A 14,562-nucleotide genomic window follows, 5' to 3' on the forward strand; every position below is an offset into this window, starting at 1 on the left:
AGGATGGGTACAAATAAATGGAATAATAAGGACAAGGATAACGAAATAACCGCTATCTTTGTCCTATTATCATATATGGCTACTGATGAAATCCGTATCATTCTGAGAGAGAGCGGATTGGTTGAATAATAAACATATCCATGGAGAATAATCCCGAAATAGCGCTTGCATGGCAATTCATTGAAAACACAGGCACTCATCTTTTTTTGACCGGCAAGGCAGGTACCGGTAAGACAACTTTCCTGCGAAGACTGAAGGCAGAGAGTCCGAAACGGATGATTGTACTTGCGCCGACGGGAATTGCCGCTATCAATGCAGGCGGTGTCACCATCCACTCCTTTTTTCAAGTACCTTTCGCTCCTTATGTGCCCGAAAGCTCATTCAGCGCGGATGGCAAAGCATCTTACCGTTTCCGTTACGGGAAAGAGAAAATCAACATTATACGCAGTATAGATTTATTGGTCATCGATGAAATCAGTATGGTCCGTGCCGACTTGCTCGATTCGGTGGATGCCGTCTTGAGGCGGTTCCGCGACCGGAACAAACCTTTTGGCGGCGTGCAGTTGCTGATGATTGGCGACCTTCAGCAGCTTGCTCCCGTAGTGAAAGACGATGAGTGGCAGATGCTGCGCAAATACTATGACACGCCCTATTTCTTTTCCAGCCAGGCCTTGAAGCAGACGGAATATTGCACCATAGAGCTAAAGAAAGTCTATCGGCAGAACGATGGGACTTTTCTTGAATTACTGAACCGCATTCGCGAAAACCGTTGTGACGGACAAGTGCTGGAAGCCTTGAACCGCCGGTATATTCCCAATTTCGTACCTGATAAAGAAGAAGGATACATCCGCCTGGTGACCCACAATTATCAGGCCCAACGGATTAATGACCATGAGCTGGAACAACTTCCGGGACGCTCGTATGCCTTTCGCGCCAAGATTGACGGAAAGTTTCCCGAATATTCCTATCCTACGGATGAGGTGCTGGAACTGAAACGCGGTGCCCAGGTAATGTTTGTGAAGAACGACACCTCCGGCGAACACCGTTACTACAATGGCATGATTGGAGAGGTGACAGCCGTGTCGGCAGATGGAATTGAAGTGCGCAGCAAGGGAAGCGACGCTACCTTCTTACTTCAGGAGGAAGAGTGGACGAATGCCAAGTATGTGCTTGATGAGGAAACCAAGGAGATTACAGAAGATATTGAAGGAACATTCCGGCAGTATCCGTTGAAACTGGCTTGGGCAATTACCATCCACAAAAGCCAGGGACTGACGTTTGAACGTGCCGTGATTGATGCCAGCGCCTCCTTTGCGCATGGGCAGACGTATGTGGCCCTGAGCCGCTGCAAGACATTGGAGGGAGTGGTGCTCAGTGCCCCGCTTTCTGCAAGAGCCATAATCAATGACAATGCAGTGGAAACCTTCACGATGGAGGCACGGAGAAACGAGCCGGACGAGAAACGCTTCCGTTCCTTGCAGCAGACCTATTTCCTGGAACTGCTGTCGGGCTTGTTCGATTTCCAGCCCATGGAGCAGGCTTTGCGGCGGTATGTGCGGCTGATAGACGAGCACTTGTACAAGCTCTTTCCCAAGCAACTCGCAGCCTGCAAGGAGGAAGTGGAACGTTTTCACGACAAAGTGACGAAAGTGGCCCAGAAGTTCGGTATCCAGTATACCCGTCTGATTGATACTGCGCAGGACTATGCAGCCGACCCGACTTTGCAGGGGCGCATACACTCTGCCGCCACTTATTTTCAAGAGCAGTTGCAACCGCTGGATGCGGTGATGGCGAGTACGGTAACTTCCGACAATAAAGAGTTGAAGAAGAAGCTCCGGGATGCCATGGAGGAACTGGAGGCAATGTTTGACTTGAAGACTGATTTGCTGGATTATGTACTGGAGAATGGTTTCCATGTGGCAGGATACTTGAAGCAGAAAGCACTGCTTTCCATTGACGATTCGGCTTCGCAGAAGGGTAAAGGCAAAGGGAGAAGTGCTGCTGCCAAAGAAGGGCAGGGAAGCAGTAAGCAGGCTGATAAAGAGAAACGTCCGCGTGAGCGGAAACGCGATGCTGCAGCTGTTGAAGTACCCACGGATGTGTTGCATCCGGAACTTTACAACCGCTTGGTGGCATGGCGCAATGCAGAAGCTTCCGCATTAGGGTTGCCCGTATATACCGTCATTCAGCAGAAGGCAATTCTGGGTATCAGCAATCTGCTTCCTTCGGATAAGGCCATGCTTGTACGCATTCCGTATTTCGGAAAGAAAGGGGTGGAGAAATATGGAGATGTGATTCTGGAGATGGTACGTGTGTATCGCAAAGAGAAAGGACTGGCAGAGCCGGAGTTGCTGTAGTCGAATCTGCTGCCATCCGAACTTGCATTATTTACTATCCGAACATCAGCTTTATTCCTTCCTTCAGCGTATGCGGTCGATATCCCAGTTCCCGGCGTGCCTTTTCTATACTCAGCCCGCTGAAACGGGGACGTGGCGTCTTTTCATTCATCTCCTTCGTAGTGACGGGACGGATGAGCGAGCGATTCAGTCCCAATACGTCCGCTACCCGATAAGCGATGTCTGCAATGGTCAGGCACTCGCTGCCACAGAGATGATAGATACCGTTTTGCGGATGACTTATCAGCTTCTCCACTCCTTGCGACACGTCTCCCACGAAGGTGGGCGTACGCCATTGGTCGGACACGACGAACACTTCCTCATTGCTCCTTAATCTGTTTGCCACCAGTTGAAGCACATTGCCATGCTGTCCGGGCAGGGAGGCACCGTACACCACCACTACACGCACGATGGCATAATCCTTGCAAACGGCAGCGATACGTTTCTCACCTTCCAGTTTGGTGTAGCCGTAATAATTAACGGGAGCGGGAATATCCTCCTCTGTATAGGGTCGGTCCGTATCACCACCGAAAACGAAGTCGGTGGAAAGATGGATAAAACGGCTGCCTCCCGTCTCACAGCATTCTGCCAGGTGCTCTACGGCAGTGATGTTGACGGCATCCGCTTCTGCATGGTGCGTTTCGCAATAATCGGGGACGGAGAGGGCGGAGGTATTGATTACAACATCCGGCTGTACTTCCTGGAAAAGCTTTTCCACCGCCTGGCGGTTGCATATATCCGTGCGGATAAAGCGATAGTTGCCCGAATGGGGACAGATGTCGTCGTGCAGGGAACAGCCCGTTGTCTGATAAGACAAGTTGCGGGACAAATCATCCAGGATGCGCCTGCCGGTAAAACCGTTGGCACCTATCACCAGTATTTTCTTTCTTGCCATTGACTTTGGTTGTTAAATGGTGTGGGCATCAATAGGGCACATGCCTGCCTTGCTGTACCTCGATGCGTATGCCAAAGGCTCCGTTGGCTGATTTCAGCTCGAACGCCCCTTTGAAATTGTTCTTTTCCCAAGGCAGTGCGGAAGGGTTGGGCACTTTCCAGCCGTCCTTGTCATATTCGCCGTACGTATGGATGCGCATGCCGTTCTTCAAAGTGAAACTTCCCATTTGCAGGTTGTCAGTAGAGCCCCAGAAGCCCGTCAGTCCGAAGGGATTCGAACTGAAATACCGGGAGTTGCTGAGTGAGAATATGTTCGAAAGGCCTTGTGAATAAGTCACGTTCGGGTTCAACCGGAAGATGCGGCTGTAGTCCTTGCTGGCATCCGGTATCTCCAAAGTGAATTTGGGAAGAGTGGGGGCAGACAGATTCATCAGCCCCATATCCAGCAGGAAGCCGTCGTAATTCTTCACGCCCGGCAGAAGCTCCTTTTCAGACGGAGACATGCCTTCGGGAGACGCTTCGCCATGTACTGCAGTACGTACCGTATCGGCAGGCATCTCGCTCTGTGCGCTGACGGATGACATGCCTGCAAGTAAAATGATGATGCAGAAGAAGATTCGTTTCATAGTTCTTTGTTCACAATTTCAGTTGCTGTCTGCCGCATAGGGGCGGACTGAACAAAGATACTCGTTTCCCTCTATTTCCGGAAATATCTTTGTATTATTTCTATTTCTTTATACGAATGGTAGGGGCGAAGACGGGCGAAGTCACCCATTTCATTTTGGTGGGGTCGTAGCTCCGTTCCAGGCCTCCGTTGAGGTCGAGCCAGTCCGTCACTTTCAGTTCCAGTACCATGCCATAACCGCTTTGCGGATACATCGGGTTCATATATCCATGAAAGGAGTTGCTTCTCCCGTAGCCCGAATACTGGCCGAAGGCATGCAGGCGCATGTAGGGATTGATGCGGTAGGATACGGAGGCATTGTAACCTACGTCCCATTGGGTACCCCGGGGGGCATCCCTTTTGGCATACCGGGCGCCGGCAATGGAGGAGGGGGTAGAGATGGAATAGTGGGCGGCATACACTCCGCCGCTCAGTTCCCAATGTCCGTCGGGACTGTAATAAGTAATTCCTGCGCCAGCCTGCATGATGGAGCCCATTGCAGGATAGGTGTTATGGCTGCCGTACATCGTCAGTACGACTTCCGGCGAGAGCAGGAAATCGGCGAAACGCTGGAAGTCCCATTCAAAGATGTTCTTCTGAAAGTGTATCTTCTTCATGTCCGTCCAGGGCAGGGGCTCCACATAGTCGGAGGGAGGGAGATGGAGATTTATCTCTTCCTGCTGTTCGCCCTGCAGACTTTGTTGGGGCTGGCTTTCATCAAGGCCCGTACGCTTGTTCTCTTTTGGAGAAAAGGGAATCTGCTCTTTCTTTACGGGAGGCCGGTTCTTTATTGTGTCTTCCGGAATCTCGCTCTGTGCATAGGCGCAGAGTGAGGAACAGATAAAAGTGATGAATAATAACTTTCTCATAAATAGTAGTTTAGTTTTAGTTTAGTTCACTATTAGTTTATATCCTATTCCCCGCACATTGACGATACGGATGCGCTCGTCTCCGGCCAGTTTATGCCGCAGTTTGGTGATGAACACATGCAGGCTGCGGGAGTTGAAGAAGCTGTCGTCTCCCCAGAGGTCGAGCAATACGTTCTGGGTGTTGACCACCTGGTTGCGGTTCTCGCAAAGGCGTTTCAGTATTTCGGACTCGCGGTGGGAGAGTTCCACTTCCGTATCCGCGTTAGGTGAAGTCGGGGTGCTGCCTGCAAAAGCAAGTCGTTGAGTGACGGAATTGAAACGGTAGTCACCGATTTCAAAAACGGTAGTTTCTTTGGGCTTTTCTTCTGTAAAGGAGAAAGCTTTGCCTACCAGGGCCTTTATGCGGATAATGAGTTCCTGCATTCCAAAAGGCTTTTTCAGGTAGTCGTTGGCACCCAGCTCAAACCCTTCCACCACATCGTTGATGGCGGAGCGGGCGGTAAGGAACAGTACCGGGGTCTGTTTGTCGGTCTGCCGGATGCGGCGCACCATTTCAAAGCCGTCCATGCGGGGCATCATCACGTCTGCCACCAGCACGTCGGGGTGGAGGTCGAAGAACTTGCGCAATCCCTCTTCACCGTCTGCTGCGGTGTGGATGATGAAGTTCTGCCCTTCCAATGTGTCCTTGATAATCATGGCGAGGGTCTGTTCGTCCTCAACCAGAAGTACGGTTATCTTTTCCATAATTGTCGCTTTTGTTACAAGTAATGTAAAGCTCCTTAACAAATAATGTTATCATATCCTTATCGTAAAGGTACTTCCTTTTCCCAACTCACTCTTTACCGATACGCTGCCACCATGCTTCTCTATCATGGTCTTCACATAGAACAATCCCAGCCCATAGCCTTTCACATCGTGCAGATTACCCGTGGGTACGCGGTAGAATTTGTCGAAGATGTGCTTCTGCTTCTCGGGAGCAATACCGATACCGTGGTCGCTGACGGAGATTTCAGTCTGTTCATTCTGCCCTTCGACGGTTACCTTGCGGCAATGGATGGTCACTTCGGCTTCTCCATGCGAATATTTGATGGCGTTGTCTATCAGGTTGCTGATGATGTTGCTGAAATGCGTACGGTCGGCAAGTACGCTCAGATCTTCCGGTTCGATGTCCACCGATATATGGACGGAGCTTTCCGCTTTCAGCTTGTGTTGTTCGATGAGCGTTTCCAGAATATCACGTATTGCAAACTCCTCCGGGTGCAGGCGGAAAGTCCTGCGGCGTTCCATACTCATGGAAAGTATCTGTTCAACCAGTCCACTGAGGCGCTGAAGCTGTTCCTGGCAGATACGCAGGTATTTGTCGCGTTGGGCCTTTTCCTCCGCTTGGTTGAAGTTGAGCAGAGCGTCGTTGGCGGCATATGCTACGGCGATGGGGGTTTTCAGTTCGTGGGTGATGTTGTTGGTGAAATCGCTCTTCATCTCTTCCAGTGTCTTCTGTTTCAGGATGGTGCGTATCAAGAACCAGAAGGAGAAAGCGAGTACGATCAGAATAACGAATGATGTGGTGAGAATGCCCGACATCTGTCGCAAGACCAACATGCCGGCCGGTTCCATGATGAGACGGTAGCTTTGATTTGTATTGATGTCGAAAGAATAATTATATTCCACGGCTTTTGAGGTAGGCACATAGCCGGGGGTACCGATGTTTACCAATGTATCTATATAGAGAATGGTAGAGTCCCATTTGCTGCCTTTGTGAAGATGTAGCAGCCTATGGGGAAGATTGATGTTACGGTCGTGCAGGAATGAAGTCAGCAGGCTGTCATAAAGCACTACGTCGGGGTCGGAAATGATGTCCAGTCCCGAATGCAGTCCGCGCTGGAAGTAGGTGGCGAGTTCCAGCATACTGTTTTGGTCGCGCAAAATCACATCCAGTCTCTCTTTGGCACTCAATGCGGATTGGGGAGAGCTGTCTGAGTCCCTGACTGCTTCTTCCAGAGGCTCTCGGGCAGAATCGGCAGACATCCAACGGACTTTATCCGTTTCCCTGTACTGGTCGATGAAAAGCACACTGTCCTCTTTGGTGAGCAAAGGAACGTTCTTCCTGACACTGACTTCTACGCGGGTTGAATCGTTCGGGTGGGTCACGTAAACACTGTCTCCTTTGGGCATGAAGGTTTCGTGCAGGGTAGCGTTGTCCAAAGAATCTTCACGGGAGATGGTGGTACTGCTACGGACAAATGATTTTCCGTCATCGCTGTATCCGGCTGATACGCTGACTTCACCGTGGTTGATGTCGTCCTGCTTCATTTTATCCACGCGTATCATCATTTCGTTATAGTCGCTCATGCGCATGGCTTCGGTGATGTCCCTTTCCATTTCGCTGTGCATGGTATGGTAGAGCCCCGTCAGCCAGTAGGCTTGGTAGGCGAAGATACCGGCCAGGGAGACGATGACAAGTATGGCAATATATTTGAATGGCAGTTTCATGTTTGTTTCCGGTTACTTTTATACATACAAAGGTAAGATTAATATTGTGAAACCTATCATCCGATAAGACTAAATAACACTCCCGATAACACTGGATAACACTTGGTAAGCCGCTGATAACACAAGTTTCTGCTGATTCTGCCGTACTTTGCAGACGAAGATTTGCAGAAGAAGAATATAAACATAAATAAAAAGAAGAACATGAAACGATTCTATTTACTCCCTATTGTATGCTGTGCTTTGAGCATCAGCCTTTCGGCACAAGAGAATAACGGTACTGCAACCACCTCCGGTGCGGACGACAACCGCATCCTCAGCGCCGACAGCCTTATCACGACCGATGCCCGTCTGGACAGTCTTTATCAGACCTTGCCGGAAGTGATGATTACCGGTGAACGCCCCATCGTTAAGGCAGCGCAAGGCAAGCTGGTGTACGACCTGCCCCGCCTTATCCGGAACCTCCCTGTAGACAATGCCTACGATGCCGTGAAAGAGCTTCCCGGCGTCATCGAGATGAATGGCGGGCTGCAGTTGGCAGGCCAGGGAGTCACCGTTATCCTGGACGGCAAAGTAACCACCCTCAGCACAGAGCAGCTCTATTCCTTGCTGCGCAGCATCCCTGCCAGCCGCATAGAGAAGGCGGAAGTGATGTACAACGCCCCTGCACGCTACCAGGTGCGTGGCGCACTGATCAATATCACCCTGAAACAATCGGCAGGCGGCCCCGGCTCCTGGCAAGGCGAACTCTATGCCAAGTATCGCCAGAAGCATAACGAAGGCTTTGAGGAACGCGCCAGCCTGCTCTTCAGCAAAAATAAATTCTCAGCAGATTTTCTTTACTCGCACAGCCATGGCCGGGGCTACTCTACTACCGACAAAGAGGCTGTGCACACCCTGGCAGACGGCTCGGTTCACCCCATGACAACAGATGAGGTGGGCCGTGGCCGCAGCCATACCCATAATTTCAGGGTAGGGGCGGACTATAACATCGCCAAGGACCATCAGCTGAGTTTCGTCTATAACGGTGGCTATTCCACCTCCCACAACTGGAAGGGCGTGACGGGCACGCAGGTGTCCACAACTCATGGCAATAGCACTGACTGGCTGCACAACGGCCGTCTGGACTATCGTACCCCTTTCGGCCTCAAAGCCGGTGCCGAACTGACCTACTACCGTTCCCCGTCCGACCAGTTGCTGCATAGCCGCATGCAGGATGAGGAACTTGACTTCTACACCGAAGATTGCCAACGCATCAACCGATGGAAATTCTTTCTGGCCCAGGAGCATAGTCTGGGAAAAGGTTGGGATTTGAATTACGGAGCCATCTATACTACCAGCATCGACAACAGCTACCAATATTATTACGACCCCGAAACCGGCGAACAACTGACCTCCTCAGATGCCTTAAGCAATATGAAGTCCCGCCGCCGCGAACAGACCTGGAATATCTATGCAGGTTTCAGCAAGAGTTTCGGCGACAAACTCGCTTTGGACGCTTCCCTGGCTGTGGAGCATTACAAGACTCCCGTCTGGAACCAGTGGGACTGGTATCCCATCGTCAACTTGAACTATATGTCGGCACCGGGACATATCCTTCAGCTCTCTCTGAGCAGCGACAAGGACTATCCCGACTACTGGGCGGTGCAGGATGCCGTCTCTTACATCGGCGGTGGATACTCTGAGCTGCATGGTAATCCGTTGCTGAAACCGGCACAAGAGTATGAGCTGAAAATGACCTATATTTTGAAGAGCAAATACATCTTCAGCGCCTGGTTCAACCACACCAAGGACTACTCTGTACAGACACTCTACCAATCCTCCGAACGTCTGGTTGAAATCTACAAGACACTCAATTTTGATTATCAGCAACAAGCAGGAATACAAGCCTCTATCCCATTTAAGGTGAAGGATTGGTTGAATTCTCGCCTTACCCTCATAGGCTTGTGGCACCGCGAAAAGGATGGTGATTTCTGGGATATTCCTTTCGACAGAAAGCAATGCTATGGCATTGCCCAGATGAGCAATACTTTTACTCTCTCCACCAAACCCGACTTGAAGCTGACGGTGACCGGCTTTGTGCATAGTAAAGCCATTCAGGGCATTTACGACCTGCCTACGTCGGGCAATGTGAATATTGCCCTGCGCTACGGCTTTGCCAAGAACAAAGCCATCCTCAACCTCTACTGCAACGATATTTTTGAGACGGGACAGATTTCTCCCCGCATTCGTTTCAAGACGCAGAATGTGACGAATCATTACTCATGCTTCCGCGAATTCGGCGTATCGTTTACCTATAAATTCGGAGGATATAAGGAGAAGCAACGGGAGGCGGTGGATACGTCGCGGTTCAAATAAAAAGTAATTATTCGCTGAATAGTTACAATAAAAAAGGTCGATGTTAAATATGAATAAAAGGGATTACGATATTTTCGTAATTCCTTTTATTCTTAGTATCATTGTTCATTGTTAATCAAAATCGATAAAGGATATGAACTGCAGGAAGGTAGTAAGCGCTGTATTTCTGTTATTAGTAAGCGTTTGTATGCAGGCGCAAGGTACTTGTGTCATTGAAGGAAAAGTAAAGAATGTGAAGCAAGGAGTCTGCCTGAATCTATTTCGGATGGAAGGAGACGTGGGAAACAGTATTGCAACAGATACCCTTCAGGGAGACAGTTTTCGTTTTGAAATACCTATCTCTAAAACAGATACAGAACGTTTGAGTTTGATGATTCGTGACGGTAATCTGTATAGTATGGGATTGTCCCTTTGGGCTAAGGAAGGTTCCCATATCCGCTTGACGGGCGAGGATATGAACATCTACACCTGGCAGGTGGAAAGTGAAATGCCGCAACAGAAGATATGGCAGCTTTTTGTAAACGATTCACGGGATTTATGGAACCATAATCAGGAGAATAGAATGGAGCACATGCGATTGATGCGCAAATATCCCCGGAAACCGGATGATAAGGAGGTGTTGGCAAAGGTCGTTGCTCTACGTGACAGCTTGGAGAAAGTAGAAAATGATTTGGATATCCGCATAGATTCCAATGTTATAGCCCGCATGAAGCAGTTGCCGATAGAGGAGGTATGGATGGATAAACTGAAAAGTCTGGCGATAGGGGTGAGGTACACCAAGGGATATCCCTATCGCAAAGAAGTAGAGGAGTTATATGCCAGACTTACCGATGAACAGCGCGAGACACCGGAAGCTCTGGATATCCGGGCATATCTATTTCCTGCCCAGACGGTTGCTACCCAAGAGCAAGCTGCGGATGGTGACTTGTTTGACTTGCAAGGAAACGTACACCGCTTGTCCGATTTCAAGGGGAAAGCGGTGCTGATAGATTTCTGGAGCCGTGGTTGCGGTCCTTGCCTCAAGGCTTTGCCGGAGATGAAGGAAATCAGCCAAAAGTATAAAGACCGTTTGGAGGTAGTAAGTATAAGCATTGATGACAAAACAAATTGGGAGATAGCTTCGCGCCATCATGCCATCAGTTGGTGGAACTTGAATGACTTGAAAGGCAATCACGGATTGTATGCCAAGTATAGCGCAGGCTCCATTCCCCGCTATGTGTTTTTATCTCCGGAGGGAGAGGTTGTAGAGATGTGGTCCGGTTACGGGAAAGGCAGTTTGTTGGAGAAACTGGGAAAACTGATGGAATGATAATCAAATTATTCCCGTTCTCTAATGAAACTTTCATACAATGCGACAGGACCGTAATGCCAATATTTGGTGTTTTCCTTTTCAAGCAATTGAACAGACTGACTTTGGAGGGTAGCAATAAATATAGGTTATTGTCTGTAATTTTTCTATTCATAGTATACCTCCTCTGCTTTAATATAATTGAGATAGGTTAGTGCCTCTATTGTAACACTCCGTATCTGTCAAACAACTCCATTACCTCCCTTCCCTGCATAGAGTTCTTCTTTTTATACTGCTCTATGCAGAACGAGATGAAATAAGTAACATCCAATTCAGATTTATTCATAAGATGAACCATGTTTTTGTCTCTTGCAAATGTAATAAAAGTATTTCTACCTTGATGTGGTTTGCTACAAAAAATGTACTTTTGCAACTTTCAAAACATTAAAGTTGTTATTTAAAGAAAAGACTCTGTATGAAATCGGACATTGAAATAGCCCGCAGCATAGAGCTGAAGAAGATAAAGCAGGTTGCCGAAAGTGTGGATATCCCGCGTGACGAGGTAGAGAACTATGGACGATACATAGCCAAGATTCCCACTCATCTGATTGATGAAGAGAAGGTGAAGAAAAGTAATCTGATACTGGTGACGGCAATTACTGCGACAAAGGCGGGTATCGGTAAAACAACCGTATCCATCGGTCTGGCACTGGGACTGAACAAGATAGGCAAAAAGGCAATTGTCGCTCTGCGCGAACCCTCTTTGGGTCCTTGTTTCGGCATGAAAGGCGGTGCTGCCGGCGGAGGATATGCCCAGGTGCTTCCCATGGAGAAGATAAACCTGCACTTTACGGGCGACTTTCACGCCATTACTTCGGCACACAACATGATTTCCGCATTACTCGACAATTATTTGTACCAACATCAGGCGGACGGCTTCGGACTGAAAGAAATCATCTGGCGGCGTGTACTCGATGTAAACGACCGTTCCTTGCGCAGTATTGTCACCGGATTGGGTCCGAGCACTAACGGCATTACCGAGGAGTCGGGCTTCGACATTACTCCGGCTTCTGAAATTATGGCCATTCTTTGCTTGGCAACAGACCTTGATGACCTCCGCCGTCGCATCGAGAACATTATCTTGGGATTTCGTTTTGATGGTACTCCATTCACTGTGAAAGAGTTAGGAGTAGCCGGTGCCATTACTGTTCTGCTGAAAGATGCCATCAATCCCAACTTGGTGCAGACTACCGAAGGTACTGCCGCTTTTGTTCATGGAGGACCGTTCGCAAATATTGCCCATGGTTGCAACTCCATTCTTGCCACAAAAATGGCCATGACATTCGGCGATTATGTAGTGACGGAAGCCGGCTTCGGGGCTGACCTGGGTGCGGAGAAGTTCTACAACATCAAGTGCCGCAAGAGCGGCCTACAACCCAAGTTGACGATAATCGTTGCTACCGCACAAGGATTGAAGATGCATGGCGGCGTCAGTCTGGACCGCATCAAGGAACCCAATATGGAAGGACTGAAAGAGGGCTTCGGCAATCTGGACAAGCATGTACGCAATTTGCGTTCATTCGGTCAGCAGGTCATCGTGGCATTCAACCGTTTTGCCAGTGATACGGACGAGGAGGTGGAAGCTATCCGCCGCCATTGCGAAGAAAAGCTCGAGGTAGGTTTTGCCGTGAACAACGCCTTTGCCAAAGGAGGAGAGGGAGCCGTTGACCTTGCCAATCTGGTAGTAGATACTATTGAGAACAAACCATCCGAGCCGCTGACCTTCACTTACGAGGAGAACGATTGCGTGGAACGCAAAATCGAAAAGGTAGCCTGCAACCTCTACGGAGCAAGTGTAGTGACTTACAGTCTCCATTCCCGCAAGGTTATCAAACTGATAGAGCAGATGGGTATCAGCCATTACCCCGTCTGTATCGCCAAGACGCAGTACTCCTTCTCTGCCGATCCGAAGATATATGGTGCGGTCAATAACTTTGAATTCCATATCAAGGATATTGTAGTCAACAACGGTGCGGAAATGATTGTAGCCATCGCCGGTGAAATTCTTCGTATGCCGGGATTACCAAAGAAACCACAAGCCGAACACATTGATATTGTGGATGGAAATATAGAAGGGCTGAGCTAAACGCGCGGAGCGCGTTTAGAATTAAAAAGCAAGAATAAAGGCTGCGCAGTTCAAAGCGAACATCGCGCAGCCTTTAATTTTAATTCTTAATTGCTGTTTGCTTATCAATAAGCAAACAGAGGATATTCTTTCATCTTTGCATTGACGCGTGCACGTACCTCTGCGATGACTTGTTCGTTGTCTACGTTGGACAGAACGGTTTCAATCATCTCGGCAATTTCGAGCATCAGGTCTTCCTTGGCACCACGGGTTGTGATGGCAGGAGTACCCAAACGGATGCCGGAAGTCTGGAAAGCCGAGCGGCTGTCAAACGGAACCATGTTTTTGTTTACGGTGATGTCGGCAGATACCAACGCTTTCTCGGCAACCTTACCGGTCAAATCGGGATATTTGCTGCGCAGGTCCACCAGCATGGAGTGGTTGTCCGTACCGCCGGAAACAATAGTGAAGCCACGGTCCATCAAGGCTTGTGCCAGGACAGCGGCATTTTTCTTCACCTGCTTGGCATATTCTTTCCATTCCGGTTGCAGGATTTCGCCGAAGGCAACGGCTTTGGCTGCGATGACATGTTCCAGCGGACCACCTTGGATACCGGGGAATACGGCTGAATCCAGCAACTGGGACATCATCTTGATTTCTCCCTTCGGAGTTTTCTTGCCCCAGGGATTGGGGAAGTCCTTACCCATCATGATAACGCCACCACGAGGACCACGCAGAGTCTTGTGAGTAGTAGAGGTCACTATGTGGGCGTATTTCACGGGGTTATCCAGTTCACCGGCTGCAATCAGTCCGGCAGGATGAGCCATGTCAATCATCAGGATGGCACCTATCTTGTCCGCGATTTCGCGCATGCGCTTGTAGTCCCATTCGCGGGAATAAGCAGAACCGCCGCCGATAATCATTTTGGGTTTCTCGCGCAGGGCAACTTCTTCCATCTGGTCATAGTCCACGCGTCCGGTTTCCCGGTTCAGATTGTATTCGCAGGGAGTATAGATAATACCGGAAGTGTTGACCAGGGAGCCATGGGAGAGGTGACCACCGTGTGCAAGGTTCAGTCCCATGAATTTGTCGCCCGGGTTGAGCACGGCGAGGAATACGGCTGCATTAGCTTGTGCACCGGAGTGCGGCTGTACGTTGGCCCATTCTGCGCCGAAGATTTGTTTCAGGCGGTCGATGGCAATCTGTTCACTCTGATCCACTACCTCACAGCCACCATAGTAACGCTTGCCGGGGTATCCTTCAGCATACTTGTTGGTAAGGCAGGAGCCCATTGCCTGCATAACTTGGTCACTTACAAAGTTCTCTGATGCAATCAGTTCAATGCCTTTGAGCTGACGTTGGTGTTCTTTTTCGATAAGTTCGAAAATTAAATCATCTCTTTTCATTCTGCTTATTAGATAAGTTTGGTAAATCTGTGTTCTCTTATTAAGCGCACAAATTTACGGGAAATAAATGAATAA

At 49.2% G+C, this 14,562-nt stretch carries 12 protein-coding genes; 5 read left to right on the forward strand and 7 right to left on the reverse strand.

Going from position 1 to position 14,562, the window contains the following annotated elements:
* Nucleotides 1–3: 3 nt before the first annotated feature.
* Entirely contained in the window at nt 4–129 is a 126-nt protein-coding gene (locus EYA81_RS19835; protein WP_255425186.1) for a hypothetical protein, read from the forward strand.
* Nucleotides 130–140: 11 nt separating this feature from the next.
* Complete coding sequence (locus EYA81_RS18100; RefSeq protein ID WP_119962213.1) at nt 141–2,357, forward strand: AAA family ATPase; 2,217 nt, start codon at nt 141–143, stop codon at nt 2,355–2,357.
* A gap of 34 nt (nt 2,358–2,391) precedes the next feature.
* Here EYA81_RS18100 and EYA81_RS18105 read toward each other — a convergent pair whose 3' ends face one another.
* The 5 genes from EYA81_RS18105 to EYA81_RS18125 all read right to left on the reverse strand — a co-directional run bounded on the left by EYA81_RS18105 (nt 2,392) and on the right by EYA81_RS18125 (nt 7,313).
* The gene (locus EYA81_RS18105; protein ID WP_131226266.1) at nt 2,392–3,291 is read right to left on the reverse strand and encodes an SDR family oxidoreductase; all 900 of its coding nucleotides are present in this window, start codon (nt 3,289–3,291) and stop codon (nt 2,392–2,394) included.
* A gap of 28 nt (nt 3,292–3,319) precedes the next feature.
* Nucleotides 3,320–3,916 carry an occludin gene (locus EYA81_RS18110; RefSeq protein WP_119962214.1) on the reverse strand — a complete coding sequence of 199 codons (597 nt, stop codon included), beginning with the start codon at nt 3,914–3,916 and terminating at the stop codon, nt 3,320–3,322.
* Nucleotides 3,917–4,016: 100 nt separating this feature from the next.
* Nucleotides 4,017–4,823: a hypothetical protein gene (locus tag EYA81_RS18115; RefSeq protein WP_117599587.1), complete on the reverse strand. Its 807-nt coding sequence runs from the start codon at nt 4,821–4,823 to the stop codon at nt 4,017–4,019.
* A gap of 21 nt (nt 4,824–4,844) precedes the next feature.
* A complete protein-coding gene (locus EYA81_RS18120; protein ID WP_131226268.1) occupies nt 4,845–5,567 on the reverse strand; it encodes a response regulator transcription factor in 723 nt (240 codons plus the stop codon).
* A gap of 51 nt (nt 5,568–5,618) precedes the next feature.
* Complete coding sequence (locus EYA81_RS18125; protein WP_119962215.1) at nt 5,619–7,313, reverse strand: sensor histidine kinase KdpD; 1,695 nt, start codon at nt 7,311–7,313, stop codon at nt 5,619–5,621.
* Between the two features lie 201 nt (nt 7,314–7,514).
* Here EYA81_RS18125 and EYA81_RS18130 point away from each other — a divergent pair, with 201 nt between their 5' ends.
* Entirely contained in the window at nt 7,515–9,668 is a 2,154-nt protein-coding gene (locus tag EYA81_RS18130; RefSeq protein WP_131226270.1) for an outer membrane beta-barrel family protein, read from the forward strand.
* Between the two features lie 133 nt (nt 9,669–9,801).
* Nucleotides 9,802–10,977, forward strand: a complete 1,176-nt coding sequence (locus EYA81_RS18135) for a TlpA disulfide reductase family protein (protein WP_226791163.1) — start codon at nt 9,802–9,804, stop codon at nt 10,975–10,977.
* Nucleotides 10,978–11,176: 199 nt separating this feature from the next.
* Here EYA81_RS18135 and EYA81_RS18140 read toward each other — a convergent pair whose 3' ends face one another.
* Nucleotides 11,177–11,302 (reverse strand): DUF3791 domain-containing protein, encoded by a 126-nt coding sequence (locus tag EYA81_RS18140; RefSeq protein WP_117966480.1) that lies wholly within the window; start codon nt 11,300–11,302, stop codon nt 11,177–11,179.
* Nucleotides 11,303–11,431: 129 nt separating this feature from the next.
* Here EYA81_RS18140 and EYA81_RS18145 point away from each other — a divergent pair, with 129 nt between their 5' ends.
* Nucleotides 11,432–13,102, forward strand: coding sequence for a formate--tetrahydrofolate ligase (locus tag EYA81_RS18145; protein ID WP_119962218.1), 1,671 nt, complete (start codon nt 11,432–11,434; stop codon nt 13,100–13,102).
* 104 nt (nt 13,103–13,206) lie between these two features.
* On the opposite strand, the gene glyA is transcribed toward EYA81_RS18145, so the two are convergent.
* On the reverse strand, nt 13,207–14,487 hold the full coding sequence (gene glyA, locus EYA81_RS18150) for a serine hydroxymethyltransferase (RefSeq protein WP_117599591.1): 1,281 nt from the start codon (nt 14,485–14,487) through the stop codon (nt 13,207–13,209).
* Nucleotides 14,488–14,562 lie beyond the last annotated feature (75 nt).

It is taken from the genome of Bacteroides sp. A1C1 (assembly GCF_004328515.1).
Taxonomy (GTDB): domain Bacteria; phylum Bacteroidota; class Bacteroidia; order Bacteroidales; family Bacteroidaceae; genus Bacteroides; species Bacteroides uniformis.